Origin of the sequence: Parafrankia irregularis (assembly GCF_001536285.1) — a bacterium.
Lineage (GTDB): Bacteria > Actinomycetota > Actinomycetes > Frankiales > Frankiaceae > Parafrankia > Parafrankia irregularis.
In genome coordinates this window covers 1-21,616 of the sequence record NZ_FAOZ01000045.1, presented here as the reverse complement: position 1 = coordinate 21,616, position 21,616 = coordinate 1, and the positions used below count along the sequence as shown (strand labels likewise).

Genomic DNA, 21,616 nt, shown 5'->3' with positions numbered 1-21,616 from the left:
ACCGGCTCTGAGTCGCGCCTGCGCCGGCGCGTGGCGCACAACTCTAATCACTCGAACGCCGCACCCGGACGTGGGTACAGGCTGCCGTCAAACAGGCCCGCCACGGACTTGCCTGTCGGGCCCGTGCGGACAGGTATGTCCGCGCGCGTGGGTATGCTTGCCGGTCGTCGTCGGCGGGTTGTGGGTTAATCGGTCAGCACGACAGCTCTGGCTTACTGGGTGGCCTCGTGGTCTTCTGTTGTCAGCTGGGCACGCTTGGTGCGTAGTTCGTTCGGGAAGCGGCGGCCGCTGCGGGTGAGGGTGATCCGGCGGGTGCATCGCACCTTCTCGCCCACGCCCAGGATTCGTTCGGTGCCGCGCAGGACCGTCAGCGGGGAACCGGGCGCGAGCTGAAGGTGGGTGCCGTACGTGCTGACGTCCCGGATGGTCAGGTTCCCGTCCGCGAACGACAGGGCGAAATGGCGGCGGCTGACCTTGAGGCGTTCGTGGTTGGCCAGCCAGGGGTCGAGGGAATAGCCGTCCACCGGCGCCCGGCCGACCACCACCTCGGTACCGGAGGGGATGACGAACCGGTCGACGCACCTGCGGTCGACGAGGACCTTCATCGCGGCGGCGCCGGGGCGGGGGCCTTCGTCGAGCAGCCGCGAGCCGTGCAGCTCGCAGGTCGGCTCGCCGGCCCGGATCCGCGGGATCAGCACGAAACTGCCGTGGTCGCGGTCATAGAGGGTGCAGGCGTGATGCGGGCAGCGCCACGCACGTTCGAGGACGTCGAACCGGGTCAGCACACCCTGTTTTTTCAGGACGTCGTGCTCGGCATAACGAGAGATGTTCCAGTCGTCCACGATCCCCATGTCGACGTCGCGTAGGAGCAGGCGGCTTTCGGGCCCGTCCGGCCCCTGGTACCCGTGGTGCCCTTCGTGTTCGTCGCGCTCGATGAACGGCTCGATGAACTGGTCCTTGTTGCCCTGCAGCCAGGGGAACTCGGTGCGATGGCCGCGGTAGCGGTCCCGGGTGATGACGCTGAGCCCGGTGAGCTCCGCGAGCTCCAGCAGCCGGACGTCCGCGTCGCCGAGCAGTTCGACCAGCCCCGCCTGCTCCCAGTCCCGCAGCGTGCGGGTGTCCGCGTGCGGCAGCCCGGCATGGGGGAGGCTGCGGTCTGCGACGAGGTAGAGGACCACGTCGGGGTCGTGGTCCCGGTCGATCAGCGCGTCGATGACCTGGTCAAGCCGGTGGAGGCCAGGCCCTCGCGGCCCCGGTCGCCGAACGACGTTGGAGAGGTCGACGAGGTAGTCGGCCTCCAGGACGTTCCCGGTCAGGTGCTCGGGCATACCGGTCAGACCCCCGTCTCCGTGTGAGCGCACCGAGTAAGACACATGTCACCTAAGGGGATCATGCGCGGTGAAACTTCGGGGGCCGGTTGTGCATGAGTGGGGAGAACTGGGCCTCGAGGAGCGTGGAACACCGTCAACGGCGGCGCCCGCCGACCGGCGTCGCCCGCATCTGACGTCGGCATCACCCGGTCGCCCCGAACGAAAGACCACTTTGGTGCCAGGTGGTGATCCGCGTCGGAACCCCGCCGGATCCGGCCTCGGCGTGGCCCCGGCCCCGCCCGCGCCGGCACCCCTCCAGCGCGGGAGAGAAGCGGTCGATACCGCTCCTGAGCTGGGAAGACCGTTCGCTCACCGGGTCGCCGCAAGGCTGTGCCCCGGTCCGGTGACCCCGGGATCCGGGCAGCTGGAGACCGTTGTCGAGGGCGCTTCGAGACGTGATTCCAGTCTCGGTATGGGCAAAAGGCGCCGGACTTGCTACGGTCCGGACCCTACCGGTAGGTAACACCCGCTGGTAACACCCACCGGTAACTTGCTGGAAGGCGGTGCTCGGCCGCCCTGTTGTCCGGAGCCCTCCCGGCTCCGGGGATCGGTCGCGGCCGCTGCCGCGCCGTTACCGGGACAAGGAAAGAAGGTTGATCGACATGCGCCCGAACTTATCGAGCCGAGGTCTGTGGTCACGAACGAAAATCGGCTCACTCGCGGCGGCGCTGGCACTCGCCACGCTGGGCGTCGTGCTTCCGGCCGCGATCGCCACTCCTGCCGCCGCCGCTGTCGAAGGACCGGCCGGTGATGCCTTCTACACCCCACCATCCCCGTTGCCCGCGGGAAATCCCGGTGACGTGATCTGGTACCGCAAGCAGGCCGATTCCGGCAACGCGAGCTCGTACCTCGTCCTGTACCTCTCCCAGAACGCGCTGGGGCAGCCGAACGCGGTCTCCGGCACGATCTACGTGCCGAAGGGCAAGAGCCCGGTCGGCATGCCGATCGTCTCGCTCGGCTCCGGCACCGTCGGCCTGGGCGACGGATGCGCCCCGTCGAAGAACCCGCTGGTCAGTGTTGCCCAGAACCAGGGCTTCATCGACAAGGCACTCGCCAAGGGCTTCGCCGTGACGATGACCGACTACGAAGGGCTCGGCACCCCGGGAACACACACCTACGTCGTCGGCCGTTCCGAGGGTCGAGCGGTCCTCGACATCGTGCGCGCCGCCCAGCGGCTGCCGGAGACCGGTCTGAGCACCGCGAACCCCGTCGGCCTGCTGGGTTACTCGCAGGGTGGCGGCGCCGCCGCGTGGGCCGGCGAACTGCAGCCCAGCTACGCCCCGGAACTGAACCTGAAGGCCATCTCGGCCGGCGGCATTCCCGCCGATCTGCTGGCGGTCTCCAAGCAGCTTGACGGCGGCCTCGGTTTCGCCGTCCTGGCGATGGCCGCCCTCGGGCTCGACGCGGCCTACCCCGAACTGGACCTGGAAAGCTACCTCAACGCCAACGGCAAGAAGTTCTTCGGCGACTTCAGCGACGACTGTGTGGAATCACTGATCATCTACCCGTTCCGGAAGATCAGCGACTACACGACGAGCAACCCGCTGAACACCGTGGCCTGGCAGACCCGCCTCAACGAGCAGAAGCTGGGCGCGGTCGCGCCGAAGGTGCCGACCTTCATGTGGCACGCCTGGCCGATCGACGAACTGGTCGCGCGGCCGCAGGGCGTGGCGTTGAAGGATACCTACTGCGCGGCGGGCGCACCTGTCCGTTGGAAGGACTATCTCGGCGAGCACGCCACCGTCATCTTCACCTCGCAGAGTGACGCCGTGAACTTCCTCGCCGACCGCTTCGCCAACAAGCCCTTCACCCGCGACTGCTGATCTGGCAGACAGTCAGCACTAGGCATAGATGGTGTGCCGGGCCGGCCGCGATTGTCGGCCCGGCACACCACCTGTGTTTCCTGGGAATACGTCGCGGGGGAGCGGGAGCGGTCAGCCCACGCGGACGGGGACCGCGCACGAGCCGTCGCACATGTTCTCCGGCATGACGGAGCCGGCCGGGAGTTCCGCGGTGACCGTGCAGACCTCCGGGTCGAAGCTCAGGAAGCCGCCGACCTGCAGGCTCTCGGGCAACGGCTCGTCGTAGCTCCAGGCGACGTCCGCGATGACGGTGTCGTTGACCACGGCCGTCCACCAGGTGGCGTGGCCCTTGTAGTTGCAGTAGCTCGTGGTGCCGCTGCGCCGCAGCAGGTCGGTCCGGACGTGCGCCGGATCCACGTAGAGCCTGGCGTTCAGCGACGTCTCGAAGAGGATCACGGTGTCGGACGTGTCCACCAGGACCTCACCCGCGGCCTCGACGCGCAGGCGGCGCGTCGTCGGCCGGCAGTCGACCCGGTGGTAGGGGTTCGCCGGGTAGTGGACGAGCCGACGCCCCTCCTCCCACCATTCGTCGACGGCGTCCCACGGGATCGTGAAATAGCCCGGTGCCTCGGGCAGCGGCTCGCAGGGCAGCGTGCCCACCACATCGAGCGGGAACGCGTAGGCCAGCGGCCGCATCGACCGGTGCACGAGCACCGCCGCCTCGGTGTCGATCACCTTCTGGCCGTCGCGGACGGCCTGGACCCGGCGCGGGTGCGGCTCGACGTAGACGACACCGGCGGGCACCGGGGCGGAGAAGCGCCCGGCGGGCGTCGGGCCCAGCGGCCCCTGGGCAGCGGTGAGGCTCATGGCTCGAAGTGTGTCAGCCGGTCCGGTCCGCGTGCAGGACAGCGCCTGTCCCTGTGACGGGACGCGGAGGCTGTCAGGGCACGCGGACGACCTGGGCGGCCCAGCTCAGCCCGGCGCCGAAGCCGACCAGAAGCGCCAGGTCTCCCGCGGCGACCGCGCGCTGGCGGCGCAGCCCGTGCAGCGCGAGTGGGATGGACGCGGCCGAGGTGTTCCCGCAGTCGGCGCCGTCGCGGGCGACCACGGCCGAGGTCGCGCCGATCTTGGCCGCGACGGCGTCCACGATGCGCAGGTTGGCCTGGTGCGGGACGAAGGCGGCCAGATCGGCCGGCGAGATCCCGGCACGCGCACAGGCGGCGAGCGCGACGTCGAGGGCGGTGGAGACGGCCCACCGGAAGACCGCCTGGCCCTCCATCCGCAGCCGGCCGGTGGTCTCGTCGATCCGGATGAGCGACGACTGGGAGCCGTCGTGGCCCCAGACGACCGGCCCGATCGCGTCGTCGCCGCCCGGGCCGATCACAGCGGCGCCGGCCCCGTCCCCGAAGATGATCGATGTGCCCAGGTCATCGGGGTCGACCCGCGCCGTCATCTTCTCGGACGCGACGACGACCACGTGGCGCGCCGAACCGGCCCGTACCGCGTCCGAGGCCGCCGCGACCGCGTAGCAGAAGCCCGCGCAGGCGGCGTTGAGGTCGAGGGCCCCCGCGTGCGGCGCGCCCAACGCGGCGGCGACCTCGGCGGCGACGCCGCCCGTCCCGTCGGTGCTGCAGGTCGCCGCGATGACCAGGTCGATCTCCGCGGCGGACACCTGGCTGTCGTGCACCGCCTCCTGCGCGGCCACGGTCGCCATGCTGTGCACGGTCTCGTCCGCCGCGGCGACCCGCCGGGTCGCGAAACCGGTGCGTGACTCGATCCACTGGGCCGTGCGGCCGAAGCGGTGGCCCAGCTCCTCGCTGGTGATCAGCTGTGCCGGGCGGTAGGCCCCGAGGCCCAGCAACCGGGTTCCGGCCGGCCGCGCCGCGTGCCTGACACCGTCCGCCATATGTCCCCCTCAAGATCCGCAATCTGGGCGGCCATAAAAATATAGGACGCCAAATAATCGCCGCTCGGGGGTTCGATTGGGTGGCTCTTCGGGGTCGATTCCGTACCTAATGTGATCGTCGGTCGGTGGGGTCGGTGGGGTCGGTGGGGTCGGTGGGGTCGGAGGGGTCGGAGGACCGTGCCTGCCGGTCAGCGACGCCGGGACCGGTTCTGCGCGGCTGCCGCCAGCTCCCGGCACACCACCCCGAACTCAAGCCCGGCGGCTTCCAGCCCCATCGGCCAGGTGCTGGTGTCGGTCATCCCCGGCGCCACGTTCACCTCCAGGAACTGCGGCACTCCGGCGGCGTCCACGATCAGGTCCGTGCGGGACAGGTCACGCAACCCGAGCGCCTGGTGTGCCGTGACGGCCGCTGCCGCTGCGGCGTCCAGCACCGCGACGGGCAGCCGGGCCGGGGTGATGAACGTGGTGGCGCCCGGGGTATACCGCGCGGCGTAGTCGTACGGGCCGGTCACCGGCTCGATCTCGACCGCGGGCAGTGCGATCGGGCCACTGCCGGTGTCCACGACACCGACGGCGATCTCAACACCGGTGACGGCCTGCTCGATGAGCGCCCAGTCGTGATAGCCGAAGCAGGCCATCAGCGCCTCGGCGAGCTGCCCGGCCTCCTCGACCCGGCCGACTCCGAACGACGACCCGCCCGCGCGGGGCTTCACCACCAGCGGCAGGCCGAGCCGGCCCACAACACGGTCGATGAGCTGGGCCGCACCCAGATCGTGAAACGCCTCACGGGGCAGCGTGACGGCCCGCGGGGTGCTGATCCCGGACGCGGTGACGGTCGCCTTCGCGGCGGCCTTGTCGAACGCTGATCGGCACGCCGCCGGTTCCGCGCCGACGTACGGCAGACCGTACAGGTCGAGCACCTCGCGGATCGTGCCGTCCTCCCCGGAGGTTCCGTGCAGGACAGGGATCACGACCGCGGGCGGGTCCCCCGCGAGCGCGGTCAGGGTCGCGTCGTCGACGTCACGGAGCTCGGTGTCGACCCCGATACGGCTCAGCGCCTCGTGGAGCCGGCTGCCTGAACTCAGTGAGACCTCCCGCTCGACGGACAGGCCTCCGGCGAGGACGAGCACACGTCCCAGGTCGGTCATCGTGGTGCCCTTCACTGGTCGTTGGGACGGCGGGGGGCGAACGTGTCGCGTAGGTCGAGCTCGGCGCGCAGTACCCGGGCGAGCCGGCGGACGCCCTCACGGACCCGGTCCGGTGGCGGATAGCAGTAGGAGATCCGGATCGCGTTCCGGCCGGATCCATCCGCGTAGAAGCCGGTTCCGGGGACGTAGGCGACCCGTGCCGCGATCGCCCGGGGCAGCATCGCCTTCGCGTCGACGCCTTCCGGCAGCGTGAGCCAGATGAAGAACCCGCCGTCCGGCCGGGTCCAGGTGCTGTCGGCCGGCATGGTCTCGGCGAGGGTTTCGAGCATGGCGTCCCGGCGTTCCCGGTACATCTCCCGGAAGGCTTTGAGCTGCTCGGGCCACGGTTGGGTCGCCAGATACTGCTCGACTGTGAGCTGGGTGAACATCGAGTGCGACAGAATCGCGGACTCCGCGGCGAGGACCAGGCGGGCCGCCACCGGAGGCGGCGCCAGCGCCCAGCCGACCCGCATCCCCGGCGCGAGCGTCTTCGAGAACGAGCCCAGGTAGACGACATCGTCGGGGGCGTCCGCGCGCATCGCGCGGATCGGATCGCCGTTGAACGAGAGCAGCCCGTACGGGTTGTCCTCGACCACCAGAACCCCGGCGCGCCGGCACGCCTCGACCACCTCGCCGCGGCGCGGGACCGTAAGCGTGACACCGCTCGGGTTCTGGAACGTCGGCACCGTGTAGAGCATCTTCACCCGGGAGCCTTCGGCGGCAAGCCGGGCCAGGGTCTCCCGGAGCGCCTCCGGGTTCAACCCGTCGGCGTCCATCGGCACATGCACGACCCGCGCCTGGTAGGCGGCGAACGTGTTGATCGCCGTGACGTACGTCGGGCCCTCGGTGAGGACGACGTCCCCCGGGTCGATGAACACCCTGGTGAGCAGGTCCAGCGCCTGCTGGGAGCCGACGGTCACCACCACGTTGTCCGGGTGGGCGTCCGTGATGCCCTCCATGGCCATCACATCGCAGATCCGGGCCCGCAGCTGCGGGTCGCCCTGCGCCGAGCCGTACTGCAGCGCGACGGCCCCGCGCCGGGTGATCAGGTCCGACGTGGTGGCTGCGACCGCTTCGAGGGGGAGCGCGTCGACGGCGGGCATGCCGCCGGCGAGGGAGACGATCTCCGGCCGGCTCGCGACCGCGAACAGGGCCCGGACCTCGGAGGCGAGCATCCCGGATGCCCGGCTCGCGTAGGAACCCCACCAGCGATCGCGCGGGCCTGTGCTGTCCACCGGCTGTTGCGTATCCATCCGTCTACCCCATCGTCGACGTCGGGGGGACCTTATCGCCCCGGCGCGCGCATGGCCCGCGAGTTCCGCTGGGGGTGATCGTTAACCGACTGGGAGGGCGGCCGGGCCGGTTTGAGGGACGGCGGCGGCCCTGCACCCGGGGGAGGGAGCCGGCAGAGCTTCGGAGCGCGATGGGGCAAGCCCTCGATCCCTACACGCCGCCAGCCGGTCTGAACTCCCAGGCCGGTGCGTAAAAGTGCCTGCCACGTCAGCGAATCGCGGGCATGATCTCCTCTGCGACCCACTGGGTGTACTCGTAGTATTCCTCGATGTGGTTGAGGCTGGGAACGGGCACCGAGCTCATGGTGACGCCGAGTTCCGAGAACCAGCCGAGGCGGTCGATGATCTCCTGCTTCGGCATTCCAGGGCGGGCGTGCGGGTCCTTCCTGACGGCATGGCCCTCGCCGATGCGGGCGGTGCCCAGGCCGTAGAACACCTCGGCCAGACGGCCGTTGTAGTCGGGCTGGGATCTGATGAAGTCGAGCCGGGCCGGAATGTCCTCGGGCCTGGTGAGGAATGGCCACCACCCGGACGAGTAGCGGGCGACCCGCCGCAGTGCCGGGTCGGCGTCACCGCCGAACCAGACCACCGGATGTGGCTTCTGGACGGGCTTCGGCTCGAAGGCGACATCCCGGAACGAGACGAACCGCCCTTCGAACTCCGGTGTGTCACTGGTCCACAGCTCGATGATCGCCTGGATGTACTCCTCGGCCCGCGCACCGCGCTCGTGGAACGGAACACCGAGGATGTCGAACTCCTCCTTGAGCCAGCCGACCGCGAACGTCACCGTGACCCGGCCACTGGAAAGCCAGTCGATCGTGGAGATCGCCTTCGCGGTCACAATCGGATTCTGTAACGGCAGGATCGAGATGCAGGAGTTGACCCGGATCTCCTCCGTCGCACCCGCCCAGTAACCCATGGCCGGGAAGGCGCTGAAATAGTGCGGCCCCGACAGGTCGACATGTGCCCTGGGAATGATGTGGTGCTCGGGAACCGCGATCATGGCGTAGCCGAGCTTCTCCGCCCACCGTGCCAGCCGGGTCTGGTCCGCGCCGGTCACGGCTGCCTCCCACGGCTGGCAGGTGGCCTTCAGCCGCAACAGGTGCGGCATGGCAAAGCCCAGTTTCACGTTCTCTCCTCGGTGGTCGGGTCGAATCATCGATGGGCGTCGGCATGGTGTGCCGAAGTCAGGATGATTCGCCGGACCGAGGAACCGGGCTGCGGAGCGGTCGAGTGGAACTCGTCGGCCGCTCCGAACAGCTGCCCGTTACTGGCCCAACTCCAGCACGGTGGCGGACTCTAGCAGTGAGCTGCCTCTCACCGCAGCGAAATGGAGGTCAAGGCTCCGGTTGCCGGTCGTCTCGCGGGCTGTCGGAACAGGTAGGTGGCGCCGAAGGCCTCGAGGAACTCGACGGTGGCCTGGGCCGACACCGACGGGCTGGAGATGACGACGGCGGTGACGCCGCCTTCTCGCGCCTCCCGCGCTCATGTCCACTCGATCAGTTCGCGCACGGTGGATCGCTCGAGCATGCCGTAGGTCTCCTCACCGTCCCAGGTGTAGCGGCATTCGCCCTGGAACAGCACCGGGAAGTTCGGCAGCTCCGGCCGGAAGGCCGTGTCATGCGTCGTCAGCGCGGTGACACCCTCGATGCGGGTGATTCCGAGCTCGGACTCGAACACCACCGGCACCGGGTCACCCGCCGGGACCAGCCGGCGCAGCCAGGGCGCCTCGACCACCCGGGCGGGAACGAGCTTTCCCTCACCGAGATAGAGGTAGCCCTCGTTGAAGACGGGGCGGCCGTCCGGGTGCGGCGGGTAGGTGATGTAGCCGAACGCCTTCCCGCTGGGGAACACCGCGGACTGCCAGGCGTGCCCGCGGAACTCCTCCAGATGCCGCACACCCTGCCGCTTGATCCGCAGGCCACTGCCGGTGAACGTGTGTGTCTCCCCGTCGACCTCGACGGTTCCGGCGGCGGTGAACAACTGCTCGATCCGCGGGCCGTGGCCCATCATGTCGCCGTCGCTGGTGTTGTGCAGCAGCGCGGCCGCGTCCGCCAGGAGCGCGCCCTGCTCCCACGGCGGCACGGCCATCGTGGTGCTCACCTCGACGCGGAGGTTGACCGTCGGGCCGGTCTGGTCGCCGTCGATGAGCCGCTGCGACGTGGTGGCGACGGCCGGACCGTCGTAGGTCACCCGCCACGTCCGGTACGGTTCGATCACCTCGAACGCGAGCCCGCCGGCGCCGAGAATCGCCGGCTCGCCGGCGGCGTTGAACGGTGAATGCGGGGTGCCCTTGCCGCGCAGCCGGTAGACCCGGCCGTCCCTGAACACCAGGTTGAACGTGACGAGGTGTTCGTCCCAGTTCGCGCCGACGGCCTCGATCCCGAACCGGGGCAGCCCGATCTCGCCCTTGTCGTCGGCGATCCAGAAGCTGGCCGAATCCCGCATCTGCGGATTGTCCGGCCGGGCCGGGAAGAAGTACTCCCGCTCGGCGGGCAGGCCGCCGGAGAAGGAAGTCGACGGGTCAGTCGCCATGATGGCCGTGCCCTTCTGCGCCGCTGGTCGAGGTCTCGCGGGTGGTCCACTGCGCGGCCCGGGTGGTGTAGGCGGCGAACAGCGGTCGGATCTCGTCGATGTCGAGGCCGAAGGTGGCCGGGTCCGGGTGCACGTTGGCTTCGCGCTGCTGCGCGTTCTCCTCCCACCAGCGCCGCATTCCGGCTCCGAAGGCGGCGGTGACCGGCTCGCCCAGCCAGGTGTACAGCCCGGTCACCTCACCGATCGGATCACGCTGCATGGACCGGAAGTCGATGTCGTAGAACCGGTCGTCGCCACCTTTGTCCCGGAACGCCAGCGCTCGCTCCATTCCCACCGACCAGTGCTCGACGTTGAGCGCGCCGAGGTAGGGCAGGTCGATGTCGTCGGAGTAGGAGCGGGCGACCGCGGCGTAGAGGTCCGCGACCGACACCATGACCTCGGCCGGATCCCGATGCGTCATGACGAAGCGGGCGTCCGGGAAGACCTCCGCGAGCTGGTCCAGGAAAAGGAGATGGGACGGGCACTTGAGTCGCCAGGGCTGGTTCGGGAAACCCCACTGCAGCAGTTTGAGGACGCGCAGCTCGTACCGGTACGTGGTGGCGAGGTCCGGGCTCTCGAGCAGCCATTTCGAATAGGTGGGGATGTGCGCGAAGGCCTGGAAGTAGTGCGCCTTGAAGTCGAGCGCCATCAGGCTCTGGCACTCGGTCGGCCCGGTGGCGCTGGCGGGCACGAGTCGGCCGCGGCGCGGCGACGTCTTCGTGCGGAACTCGACCTCCGTCCGGCCACGGTCGATCCGGTCCTCGACGCCTTCGCCGACAGAAGGCGGTGGGCACGGAGCGTTGGCCTCCCACATGCGCAGCGAGCGAGCCTGGGGATCCTCGGCGAGCAGGAAGGACAGGGCGGTCGAGCCGGTGCGCGGCAGCCCCAGGCCGATCAGCGGCGCGACGATCTGCTCGTCGTCGATCTCCGGATGGCGTCGGTACCAGTCCTCGACCTGCAGGCGCTGGGAGAGGAGACCGACGAGAAGCCCGCGCAGCGTCGCCTGCCCGGTGGCGTTCAGCCGTGCCTCGGTCCGCAGGGCGCGGGTGAGGATTTCGAGGCCTTCCTCGAAGGACCGCTCACCGAAGTGCTCGAGCCCGGTCGCCGCCCGGGCCGCGTCCATCAGCTCGTCATGTAATGCCATGATCACTCCTTTGAGCATGCAGGTGGGCGTGCATGCCTGGGAAACCGTCCGCCTGCGGTCTGTCGGTCTGTCGGGTTGTTCGCCGTTCGCCCGCGGGTCAGTTGCGCATGTTGGCGCCGCCGTCGATCGCCCAGACCTGGCCGTTGATCCATTCGGCGTCGTCGGAGAGCAGGAACGCGACCACCGCGGCAAGGTCGCTCGGGCGGCCCAGCCGGGTCGTGGGCACCCGGTCGAGGAACATCTTCTGCAGCGCGATGTCGTTCTGCTGTTCCTGCAGCTCGCCCATGACCAGGCCGGGCATCACGCAGTTGCAGCGCACGCCCGCCCGGCCCCAGTTGGTCGCGATGTGCCGGGTGAGCGCGTTGACGGCCGACTTGGAGGCCCCGTACGCGGGCCTTTTGCCGTCGCTGGCGCTGACGGACGCACCCGACGAGGTGTTGACGATGCTGCCGCCGCCGTTCGCGAGCAGGTGCGGAAGAACCGCGCGAGCCGTCCGGACGAAGCCGACCACGTTGACGTCGAGCGTGCGGGCCCACACGTCGAGGTCGGTGTCGAGCAGGGTCCGATCCCGCCCGAGGTTGCCGGGGGAGAGGTCCGCGCCGACGTTGAACAGGCCGTCGACGGCACCGAAGCGTGCGATCGTCGCGTCGACCAGCGCCTGGACGGACTCCTCGTCGGCGAGGTCGAAGTGCACCGCGATCGCCTGGCCGCCGATCCGGGTTATCCGCTCGACGGTCGCCTGCGCACCGGCGAGGTTGATGTCACCCACGACGACGTTGGCGCCCTCCTCGCCCAGCCTGAGCGCGGCCCCGGCACCGATACCGGTCGCGCCCCCCGCCACGATGAACGACCTGTCTGCGAGTCCGCGCATGTCCGGCTCCTCATCCCATCCACTGGCCGCCGGCGACGTCGATGGTCTGGCCGCACATGTAGTTGGCGGCGTCGGAGGCGAGATAGGCCACCATGTTGGCGACCTCCTCCGGCAGGCAGACCCGTCCCAGCTGGACCTGGTTGGTGATGGAGTTCAGCACCGCGGTGCGGCCCACCAGGTCATGCTCGCTCTGCGGATCCAGCACCCGCTGCCGCAGGGTCGGATTGATCATGATTCCGGGTGCCACGCCCAGGACGTTGACACCGCGCGGTGCGACCTCGTGCGCGAGGTTGCGGGTGAAGCCGATGACCCCGGCCTTGCACGCGCAGTAGACCGTCAGGCCCTTCTGCTGGATGCGCCCGCCGACCGCCCCGATGTTGAGGATCCGGCCCGATCCCTGCGGCAGCAGGTATTCCAGCGCGGCATGGGCGCCGTACATCATCATGGTCAGGCTGCCGAGCACCGTCCGGTCGATGTCGTCCTTGCTGTGGTTCTCGAACGGGCCGCCGACGACCATCACGGGGTTGTTCACCATGATGTCCAGCCCGCCGAGTGCCTCGTGGCTTTCCCGGACCGCACGGTGCACCTGATCCCAGTCCGACATGTCGGCGAGAACGGGGAATGCCTTCACTCCCCACCTTTGCTCGATCTCCGCGGCCCGCTTCTCGACCTTCCAGAAAGTGCGCCCGATCAGCGCGACATCGGCTCCGAGGCCGGCCAGGCGATTCGCGATGGCCTGACCCAGCCCGTCGCCGCCGGCCCCGGTGACGATCGCCTTTCTGCCGCTCAGGTCGAGCAGCTCGGAAACCCGCATCCCGATGGTGTGGGTGGGCAGGCGGTCAAGCCCCAGTTCCTGCGCCCAGTCACGGTCATCCGTTTCCATGAATCTCTCCGCTCTGCATTGGCGGTGGGTGTCGAGCCGCGAGGATTTCCTGATGCTAGGACGCCGTCGGCGACTGTGACCAATACAACTTTCGGCGGTCAGCTATAACATTTCGGTATACCGCCCGCTTATCACGAATGCCGGGCCCGGTAAAGGCGGCCGTTTGCGGTTCGAGCGGGGGAGCTGTTCGAGATGCCGGTGCTGGCGAGGTCGGCGCCGCACCGTGTCCGCATGTGGGTGTCCGCGCGGTCCGGGGCTCCCGCGTCGGAGTGCGTTCGGTGCGTAGGGTTGGGAGGATGGTGTGATCCGAGCCGCCTGGCCGGTGGAGTAAGGCGGGGGCAGGGCGGCCGCGGCTCATCTCATGGGCTGGACCTCGGTGAACGCATCCGGGTCGACGGCGTCACCGCCGCGTCCGGCCGAGCGGTCACCGTCCAGGCGGCCACCGCCCTGCGTGCGAGGGGGCAATACCTCTAGACATTTCGACCAGTGCGGCCTAGGCTGCTCGCGACACACACCACCGCGCCAACGCCAGCCATCAGGGGAGGCGGCGATGGTGCCGTGGGGCGTTCGACGGCCTTGGAGGAGCGGATCGATGGTGGACATGCCTCCCGAGCCGGGTGTCGCCCTTGACCGCGACGGATGCGTGCTGCGGATCGGCCTGGACCGCCCGCAGCGGCGCAACGCCCTCGACACGGGGGCGGTGCGGCGGATCATCGACGCCCTGGAGGAGGCCTCGACCGACGACACGCTGCGGGTGGTGCTGATCGAGACACGCGGCCCGCACTTCTGTTCCGGGGCGGACTGGGTCAGCTCCAACACCGCCGGCGCTGCCCGGCCGCGCCCCGGCAGCGTGCAGCGCCGCACGGCACTGCAGGCACACCGCCTGATCCAGCTGGTGTCGGAGATACAGCTGCCGGTCGTCTGCGCGGTGCGTGGATACGCCGCCGGCCTCGGCTTCCAGCTCGCGCTCGCCGCGGACTTCACCGTCGCCGCCGAGGACAGCACGTTCTGGGAGCCGTTCCTGGCCCGTGGGTTCAGCCCGGACAGCGGCGCGACCTGGATGCTGCCCCGCCTCGTCGGGGTCGCGCGGGCCAAGGAGCTGCTGCTGCTCGGCCGGCGCCTGTCCGGTGCCGAGGCCGCCGCCTGGGGGCTGATCTACCAGGCGGTCTCCGACGCCGACCTCGACAAGGCGGCCGCGACCCTGGTGGAGACGCTCGGCCAGGCGGCGACGGTCGCCGTCGGCCTCACGAAGCGGCTGGTCAACCGGGGCCTGGAGCTCGGGCTGACCGAGGCCATGCAGGACGAGGCGTTCGCCCTGGAGCTGGCCTCGCGCACCGCCGACTTCAAGGAAGGGCTGCTGGCGTTCAAGGAGCGCCGCCAGCCCGACTTCAGCGGGCGCTGAGCCGACTTAAGTGGGCGTTGCCGACCTCGATGGGCGTTGAGCCGACCTCGGTGGGCGTCAGCCGGTGCGAGCCCGTTTCCCGGTCAGTCAGGAGATCATGATGCCGACCTACTCGACCATCCAGTACGAGACGGGGCCCGACCGGGTCGCGACCATCACCCTGGACCGTCCGCAGGCGATGAACGCCTTCGACCGGCAGATGTGCGAGGAGATCCGGGACGTCTGGCAGCGGGTCAAGCTGGATCCGGCGGTGAACGCGGTGGTGCTGCGGGCGGCCGGCGACCGGGCGTTCAGCGCCGGCCTCGACGTGAAGAAGGCGTTCGGCCAGCCCGACGACGTGTGGAACCACGAGGACCCGGGCGAGATGCTCAGCCCGAAGTGGCAGAAGTGCTGGAAGCCCGTGGTGTGTGCGGTGCAGGGCATCTGCACCGCCGGCGCGTTCTACTTCCTGAACGAGGCCGACGTGGTGATCTGTTCGAGCGAGGCGACCTTCTTCGACTCGCATGTCACCTTTGGCCGGGTGTGCGCGGTCGAGCCGATCGGCCTGATGCGCAGGATCGGCCTCGGGGAGACGCTGCGCATCGCGCTGATGGGCAACGACGAGCGGGTGTCCGCCGAGACCGCGCTGCGGATCGGCCTGGTGACCGAGGTCGTCGAGCGGGCGCAGCTGTGGGATCGGGCCCATGAGATCGCGGCGGGAATCGCCCGGCATCCGTCCACGGCGACGCAGGGCACCGTGCGGGCGATCTGGGAGTCGCTGGACCGCCCGTACCGCGCGGCGATGGAACAGTCGTTGATCTACACCCGGCTCGGCAACGCGGCCGGGATGGCCGAGGCGGAGGCGGCGGCCAAGGCGACCGCCGCGGCGGCCGACGCGGCCGGCACCCCGGCACCTCGCCCAGGGTGGAGGCTGCGATGACACAGCAGGTACCGGCACCTGCGACGGCACCCCACGCGGCCGCGGCACCCGCTCTGGCGCCGGTACCCGCTCCGGCGCCGGTGGAGCCCTGGGTGTTCGGCGTCGCGCCGCTCGCGCAGACCGCCGAGGCCGCGGCCCGGCTGCGGCGGGTCACCGGGCTGGTGCTCGCGCTCGAACACGAGGATCCGGCGATCGAGACCCTGCTGGCCGCGCTCGAGGAGGCGGAGCGCAGCCTCGGGCCCCACAGCCCCGCGGGCGGGCCGCCGCGCGTCGGCACCGCTGACGCCGGCGCGTCCGGCGCGTCCGCCGCTTCCGCCGAGGCCGGCAGCGCCGAGAACGCGGGGGAGGGGCTGAGCGGCCGGGTCTACCTCGACCACTCGCGGAACATCGGCGCCTTCAACCCGATGTTCCCCGAGTACGAGCTGACGGTCGCGGGCGACCACGCCGAGGGCACGGTCACCTTCCCGATCGCCTACGAAGGGCCGCCGGGCCTGGTCCACGGTGGTTTCCTGGCGCTGTTCTTCGACGCCGTGATCCAGCATCACAACTGTGACCTGGGGCTGGCGGGGAAGACGGCGGGCCTGTCGCTGCGCTACCGGCGGCCCACTCCGCTGCTCACCGAGCTGAACTTCGTCCTGAGCCGGTCGGCCGAAGGGCCGAGGATCTCCTCGACCGGTCAGCTGTTCGCCGGGGATCGCCTGCTGTGCGAGGCGGCGATGGACGCGGTGAAGGGCGATCGATCCCGGTTGCCGGCGGTGTCGCCGCGGCGGGCGCCATCATGATCGCTACGACCGTCGACGCCGGCGACGGACTTGCGCTGACCGTCCCGGCGCTGCTGCGTGAGCAGGCCGCGCGCCACGGGACGCGGGCGCTTCTGCGCTGCGACGACGACGTGCTCACCTACGCCGAGGCCGAGCGGCGCTCGGGTGAGCTCGCGCGTGGCCTGCTGGCGCTGGGCGTGGGCAGCGGCACGCACGTCGGGCTGCTGTACCCGAACGGGAGCGACTTCGTCGTCGGCTGGCTTGCCGCGGCGCGGATCGGTGCGGTGACGGTGCCGCTGAGCACCTTCTCGACCGGCGCCGAGCTGGGCGGCCTGCTGCGCCGCGCCGATGTCGGGGTGCTGCTGAGCGCCACCTCCTACCGTGGCCACGACTACGTGGCGGCGCTGCGGGCCGCCGTGCCCGAGATCGCGCAGGCCCCACCGCCGATGTTCGCGCCGTCGATTCCCGTGTTACGCCAGGTCCTCTTCGGGCCCACCGCCGAGGGTTCCGGGGACGCCGGGGGTGTCGGGGGTGTCGACCCGGCCTGGACGGTGCCGGCGCTGCTGGCGCGGGGCTCCGAGGTCGGCGCGGACGTCCTGGCGGCCGCCGAGGACGGCGTGCGGGCGAGCGACCGGATGGTCATCGTGCACACGTCCGGGTCGACGAGCGCGCCGAAGGGCGTGATCCACACCCACGGCGCCCTGATCCGGCACCTGGCCAACCTGAACGAGATCCGCCGCTACACCCCGGACGACGTGCTGTTCTCGAACTCGCCGTTCTTCTGGATCGGCGGCTTCGCCTACGCGCTGCTGGGCACGTTGCTCGCCGGCGGACGTCTGGTCTGCTCGAACGCGACGGCGGCCGCGGACGTCCTCGACGTGCTGGAACGTGAGCGCCCGACGATGGTCAACGGGTACGCCCAGTCGGTGGCGCAGCTTCCCGCGGATCCGACGTTCGCCCGCCGGGACCTGTCGTCCATCCGGCGCGGAAACCTGTACTCGATCATGCCGGCGGACGTCCGGCCGACTGATCCGCAGCTGCGGCACCAGATGCTGGGGATGACCGAGGCCGGGTCCGTCTGCCTGGTCAGCGAGGACGAGGGCGACCAGCCCGAGCATCGGCGCGGCTCGTTCGGCCAGCCGGCACCCGGCTTCGCGGCCCGGATCGTCGACCCGGCCGACGGGCGTGTGCTGGGCCCGGGCGAGGTGGGGGAGCTGTGGCTGCGGGGCCCGTTCCTGATGGAGGGCTACCACGGGCGGGAGCGGCACGACGTCTTCGACGCCGACGGCTGGTACCACTGCGGTGACCTCTTCCGCGCCGACGCCGACGGGTACCTCTACTTCCAGGGCCGTGACGGCGACGTCATCAAGACGGGCGGGGCGAACGTGTCGCCGGTCGAGGTCGAGGCGACGATCCGGGACGTCGCCGGGCTGACCGCGCACGTGGTCGGTCTGCCCGACCAGGCCCGGGGCCAGATCGTCGCCGCGGCCGTGCGGGTGCCCGCGGGTCGCAGCGTCGACGCCGACCAGCTGCGCCGGCAGCTTGCCGAGCAGCTGTCCGCCTACAAGGTGCCGCGGCGGATCATGCTGCTGGCGGAGCACGAGGTACCGACCATGTCCAGCGGGAAGATCGACGTCCCGGCGCTCAGGGAGCTGCTCCGTGCCGCAGGTTGAGACCGAAGCTGAGACCGTGGGTGAGGCCGTGGTCGAGACCGCGCCCGCCGGTGGCGGCGGCCGGGACGGCGTGGTGCTGCCGGCGGAGCTGACCATTCCGGCGCTGCTCGCGCTCCGGCGCCGGCTCGACGGCGCGGTCCAGGCGCTCGTGAACGACGACGAGGCGGTCACCTTCACCGAGCTGGACGACGCCAGCCGGGCGCTCGCCGCGGGTCTCGTCGGTGCGGGTGTCAGCAAGGGCAGCCGGGTCGGGCTGGTGATGGCGAACGGCATCGAATGGGCGACGGCGGCGCTCGCGGTGATGCGGGTCGGCGCCGTGCTCGTCCCGCTCAGCACCCTGCTGCGGCCGCCCGAGCTGCTCGCGCAACTGCGCGTCGCCGCGGTGACCGAGCTGGTCGTGGTGCCGCGGCTGCGCGGCCGTGACTACCTCGCCGAGCTGGAGACGGTCGCGCCCGGGCTGGTCGCCCACGCCCGCGCCGGGCGCCGGCACGCGGCGGTCCCGTCGCTGCGCCGGATCTGGCGCTCGGACGAACTTCCCGACGCGACCAGCGCGGCCGTGCCATCGACTGCGCTGCTCGACGTCGTCGACGGTCTGGAGCACGCCGTCCGTCCCGCCGACGACCTGGTGGTGCTGTTCACCTCGGGGAGCCGTTCCACGCCGAAGGGTGTCGTGCACACCCATGGCAACGGGCTGCGGGCGGTCGCGGCGAGCCTGGACTGCCGGCGGATCGGGCGCGGTGAGCGCCTGTACATCCCGATGCCGTTCTTCTGGACGGGCGGGTTCGGTGGTGGGCTGCTCTCGGCGTTGGTCGCCGGCGCGACCCTGCTCGCGGAGGCTGTCCCCGAACCCGCGCGGACGCTGGCGTTCCTGGAACGGGAGCGGGTGACGCTGTTCCGCGGCTGGCCGGATCAGGCGGCGCGGCTCGCGGCGCATCCGGCGTTCGCGGCCACCGACCTGTCGGCGTTGCGCCCCGCGAGCCTTCCCGCGGTGCTGCCGGCGGCGTCCCGGCCGGCGCAGGGGGCGCGGGCGAACCTGTTCGGGATGACGGAGACGTTCGGGCCCTACTGCGGTTCGCGGCTGGACACCGACCTGCCGCCGGACAAGCACGGCAGCTGCGGCCAGCCGTTCGCCGGTGTGGAGGTCCGCATCGTCGATCCGGACACCGGGACGGCGGTCCCGCCCGGTGACGAGGGGGAGATCCGGCTGCGCGGGCCGAACGTCATGCGCGGCATCATCGGCCGCTCCCACGGCGAGGTGTTCGACGCCGACGGCTTCTACCGGACCGCCGACCGCGGTGCGCTCGACGCCGATGGCTACCTCTGGTACCGGGGCCGCCTGGACGACATGTTCAAGGTCAGCGGCGCGACCGTGTACCCGATGGAGGTCGAGGCGGCCCTGCGCGCACTGCCCGGAGTCGCCGACGCCTACGTCACCGACCTGCCCGCGGGAGACCCGGGTGGAGTGGGTGGAGCGGGTGCGCGGGAGGTCGCGGCGGTCGTCGTCAGCTCCGCGCACGACCCGGACCAGCTGACCGAGCAGGCCCGGGCCCGGCTGAGCAGCTTCAAGGTCCCGACCCGCTGGCTCGTCCTGGGTGACCCGCACCGGGTGCCGCGGCTGGCCAGCGGGAAGGTCGACATCAACGCGCTGCGCCTGCTGCTCACCGAAGAGGGCGTGGCCGGCCCCCGGAGGTGACGTCGCCGCCGGCGGCCGGTCGGCTGCGTCGGCCGGTCGGCTGCGACCGCCGTACTCCTGCGGCCGGGGTCGGCTACGGCAGGGCCGGAGCGAAGACCTCCCGGCCGAGGATCATGGGGAGGTCGAGGAACGTCCGGATGCCCGGCGCCGCCTGGCACACCGGCGCGATCGCGTGGACGGCGTGCATGGCGGTGCCCAGGCAGCCCTGGTCGTTCTCGTCCTCGTCGTGGACGGCGATGGTCGCCTCGAGCCGCATCGACGGCTGGCCCTCGACGCTGACCCGCCAGCCGCGCCCGGTCGGCCAGTCCGGTGCCTGCCCGTGCCCGACCCGGGTGATGTGCTCGACGGTCAGCGCGTGCCGGCCACCGATCACGGCGGTGCAGGAGAAGCGCTGGGCCGACACCGTCCCGGCCTCGATGCGGCCGGCCGTGATGTCGAAGGCCGCCGGGGCGAGGGCGACCGACCGGTCATAGCTGAAGTCGTCGATGGTGGCGCCGAGGCCGTCCGCCACCATCATGATCGGCGCGTGGAAGACGGCACCGGCGATCTTCGGGTCGGCCATCGGGACGGGTGCGTCCGGGAGCTGGCCGAAGCCCATGATGTCGAAGAGCATCGGGGCGCTGTCGTAGGTCGAGTAGTCCAGCAGCTCCTGGACGAGCAGCGAGTCGATCCGCCGGAACAGCGGCGACATCGTCAGGGGGAGGACCTCGGCGGCCCAGCCCGGCTCGATCCCCGTCCCGTGGAAGGAGACCCCGCCCGCGGCGCAGGCCTCCTCCAGCCGTGCGACGGTCGCCGGCCCGGAGCTGCGCGGGTAGATGAGGGAGGTCACCGCGGTGGAGATGACGTTCTTGCCCGAGGCGAGCAGACGGCAGATGTCGTCGAGCGCGCCGCCGGGGTTCATCTCGCCCTGGGCCATGTACAGCACGCAGTCCGCGTCGAGGGCCAGGATCTCGTCCTGGTCGCGGGTCGCCCGGACCCCGATGTCGCCGAGGCCGCACAGCTCGCCGACATCCCGGCCGTGCTTCGCGTCGCTGTAGACGAGCGCGCCCACCAGCTGTAACTGGGAGTGCTGGTGCACGGCCCGCAGCGCGTGCCGCCCCACGGAGCCCGTGCCCCACTGGACCACCCTAAGCACAGGCACCTCCGGTCTCTCACCGGGATCGGACCCCGGTCGGTGCCTGTCAAAATATCTAGATGTAATAACCGTTGCAAGGGGTGGGTTACCTGGCGGCGCGGGCGGCGGCCCAGCTCTCGCGGTTCGCCAGCGCGGCGTCGACGATCGGCTTCCAGCGCTCGGCGGTCTGGTCCCGCACGTTCATGTCGAAGCTGGTCGAGGTGCGGAACTCCAGCACCTCCGCACCGTCGGGACCGGCGGTGTAGGTGTAGGGCGCGTCCGCCGCCACGAAGAACCCGTCGCCCCTGCCCAGGGTGCGGCTGCCCATGATGATCTCGCCGGACAGGACGTAGTAGAGGCAGTCCGCCGAATGGCTGTGCCGGGGCAGGCGGAAGCCCGCGCCGAACCACGAGTGGACGAGGCTGAACCCGTTCGGCCCCTCGCCCTTGAACGGCACCGTGACATGCTGCCCGTCCGCGATCGGGCTGATGTCGAGGTTGGTGTAGACCTCCCGGTCGATCCGCGGCGGCGACATCATCCCGTCCTCGTCGAGCGTCGGCGCGCCCGCCGAGGTGAAGAAGGACATCCTGTTGCTGCGCTCGTCGGCTGACATGGCCTCTCCTCGCCGCCGGGCCGCCGTCGGACGCGCACGGGGTGCGCGTGCGGACGCCCAGGTCACTCCCGGTCACTATCTCGGTGTCGATGTCGACTTCGATAATGTTGAGAGGACTGTGCCACGTCAAGCCACTTCGGGCGACGTCGGGCCTGGGCCGCGAGCGCGGCGACCGCGGTTGCGCGGCCCGGCGGTTCCGCGGAACCACCGGGCCGGAACCTCACGGTTCGGGGATCTCGAAGTGTTCGTCGCGGAGTTCGAAGGCGCGTTTGACGCCGTGTTGGGCGCGGACTTTGACGAAGTTGTATTCGTTGTCTTCGAAGGTGAGGTTGGTGCCGTAGGCGTGGAAGAGGTAGCTGAGGACTTCTTCGCCTTGGTAGCCCTGGAGTTGTTCGACGAGGCGGAAGGCTTC

Annotated in this window: 18 protein-coding genes and 1 pseudogene; 6 read left to right on the top strand and 13 right to left on the bottom strand. The window is 70.6% G+C overall.

The genetic code is table 11. The annotated features are described in order from the left end of the window. Positions 1-212: 212 nt before the first annotated feature. Positions 213-1,328 carry an FHA domain-containing protein gene (locus AWX74_RS35850; RefSeq protein WP_091285992.1) on the bottom strand — a complete coding sequence of 372 codons (1,116 nt, stop codon included), beginning with the start codon at positions 1,326-1,328 and terminating at the stop codon, positions 213-215. 644 nt (positions 1,329-1,972) lie between these two features. On the opposite strand from AWX74_RS35850, the gene AWX74_RS35845 reads away from it, so the two are divergent. Further along, positions 1,973-3,193 (top strand): lipase family protein, encoded by a 1,221-nt coding sequence (locus tag AWX74_RS35845; protein ID WP_083473428.1) that lies wholly within the window; start codon positions 1,973-1,975, stop codon positions 3,191-3,193. 111 nt (positions 3,194-3,304) lie between these two features. On the opposite strand, the gene AWX74_RS35840 is transcribed toward AWX74_RS35845, so the two are convergent. From AWX74_RS35840 to AWX74_RS35800, 9 genes are all read right to left on the bottom strand, one after another. Beyond that, positions 3,305-4,039, bottom strand: a complete 735-nt coding sequence (locus tag AWX74_RS35840; protein WP_091285988.1) for a DUF427 domain-containing protein — start codon at positions 4,037-4,039, stop codon at positions 3,305-3,307. A 73-nt stretch (positions 4,040-4,112) separates the two neighbouring features. Beyond that, the gene (locus AWX74_RS35835; protein WP_054567791.1) at positions 4,113-5,078 is read right to left on the bottom strand and encodes a beta-ketoacyl-ACP synthase 3; all 966 of its coding nucleotides are present in this window, start codon (positions 5,076-5,078) and stop codon (positions 4,113-4,115) included. Between the two features lie 188 nt (positions 5,079-5,266). Continuing rightward, positions 5,267-6,226 carry a D-alanine--D-alanine ligase family protein gene (locus AWX74_RS35830; protein ID WP_091286051.1) on the bottom strand — a complete coding sequence of 320 codons (960 nt, stop codon included), beginning with the start codon at positions 6,224-6,226 and terminating at the stop codon, positions 5,267-5,269. Between the two features lie 11 nt (positions 6,227-6,237). After that, positions 6,238-7,440 carry an aminotransferase-like domain-containing protein gene (locus tag AWX74_RS35825; RefSeq protein ID WP_193209897.1) on the bottom strand — a complete coding sequence of 401 codons (1,203 nt, stop codon included), beginning with the start codon at positions 7,438-7,440 and terminating at the stop codon, positions 6,238-6,240. Positions 7,441-7,765: 325 nt separating this feature from the next. Beyond that, entirely contained in the window at positions 7,766-8,686 is a 921-nt protein-coding gene (locus AWX74_RS35820; RefSeq protein ID WP_091285979.1) for a TIGR03619 family F420-dependent LLM class oxidoreductase, read from the bottom strand. A 356-nt stretch (positions 8,687-9,042) separates the two neighbouring features. After that, a complete protein-coding gene (locus tag AWX74_RS35815) occupies positions 9,043-10,092 on the bottom strand; it encodes a hypothetical protein (protein WP_091285975.1) in 1,050 nt (349 codons plus the stop codon). Beyond that, on the bottom strand, positions 10,082-11,275 hold the full coding sequence (locus tag AWX74_RS35810) for a sulfotransferase family protein (RefSeq protein ID WP_091285971.1): 1,194 nt from the start codon (positions 11,273-11,275) through the stop codon (positions 10,082-10,084). Before AWX74_RS35810 ends, AWX74_RS35815 begins: the two co-directional genes overlap by 11 nt. A gap of 97 nt (positions 11,276-11,372) precedes the next feature. Continuing rightward, on the bottom strand, positions 11,373-12,146 hold the full coding sequence (locus tag AWX74_RS35805) for an SDR family NAD(P)-dependent oxidoreductase (protein ID WP_091285968.1): 774 nt from the start codon (positions 12,144-12,146) through the stop codon (positions 11,373-11,375). 10 nt (positions 12,147-12,156) lie between these two features. Further along, positions 12,157-13,029 carry an SDR family NAD(P)-dependent oxidoreductase gene (locus AWX74_RS35800; RefSeq protein ID WP_091285966.1) on the bottom strand — a complete coding sequence of 291 codons (873 nt, stop codon included), beginning with the start codon at positions 13,027-13,029 and terminating at the stop codon, positions 12,157-12,159. 592 nt (positions 13,030-13,621) lie between these two features. Here AWX74_RS35800 and AWX74_RS35795 point away from each other — a divergent pair. From AWX74_RS35795 to AWX74_RS35775, 5 genes are all read left to right on the top strand, one after another. Then, positions 13,622-14,431, top strand: coding sequence for an enoyl-CoA hydratase/isomerase family protein (locus AWX74_RS35795; protein WP_091285963.1), 810 nt, complete (start codon positions 13,622-13,624; stop codon positions 14,429-14,431). 100 nt (positions 14,432-14,531) lie between these two features. Then, positions 14,532-15,350 (top strand): enoyl-CoA hydratase/isomerase family protein, encoded by an 819-nt coding sequence (locus tag AWX74_RS35790; RefSeq protein WP_091286045.1) that lies wholly within the window; start codon positions 14,532-14,534, stop codon positions 15,348-15,350. Next, complete coding sequence (locus AWX74_RS35785; protein ID WP_226930813.1) at positions 15,347-16,132, top strand: hotdog family protein; 786 nt, start codon at positions 15,347-15,349, stop codon at positions 16,130-16,132. Before AWX74_RS35790 ends, AWX74_RS35785 begins: the two co-directional genes overlap by 4 nt. Continuing rightward, on the top strand, positions 16,129-17,784 hold the full coding sequence (locus AWX74_RS35780; RefSeq protein WP_091286042.1) for a class I adenylate-forming enzyme family protein: 1,656 nt from the start codon (positions 16,129-16,131) through the stop codon (positions 17,782-17,784). The genes AWX74_RS35785 and AWX74_RS35780 overlap by 4 nt, the downstream gene beginning before the upstream one ends. Beyond that, positions 17,771-19,477 (top strand): class I adenylate-forming enzyme family protein, encoded by a 1,707-nt coding sequence (locus AWX74_RS35775; protein ID WP_091285961.1) that lies wholly within the window; start codon positions 17,771-17,773, stop codon positions 19,475-19,477. The genes AWX74_RS35780 and AWX74_RS35775 overlap by 14 nt, the downstream gene beginning before the upstream one ends. 73 nt (positions 19,478-19,550) lie before the next feature. Here the strand turns inward: AWX74_RS35775 and AWX74_RS35770 are convergent, their stop codons facing one another. From AWX74_RS35770 to AWX74_RS35760, 3 genes and pseudogenes are all read right to left on the bottom strand, one after another. Further along, a complete protein-coding gene (locus tag AWX74_RS35770; protein ID WP_091285957.1) occupies positions 19,551-20,612 on the bottom strand; it encodes an NAD(P)H-dependent amine dehydrogenase family protein in 1,062 nt (353 codons plus the stop codon). An 85-nt stretch (positions 20,613-20,697) separates the two neighbouring features. Then, positions 20,698-21,204 carry a cupin domain-containing protein gene (locus AWX74_RS35765; RefSeq protein WP_054567779.1) on the bottom strand — a complete coding sequence of 169 codons (507 nt, stop codon included), beginning with the start codon at positions 21,202-21,204 and terminating at the stop codon, positions 20,698-20,700. Between the two features lie 220 nt (positions 21,205-21,424). Further along, positions 21,425-21,616, bottom strand: a pseudogene (locus AWX74_RS35760) (enoyl-CoA hydratase/isomerase family protein); the annotation flags it as partial.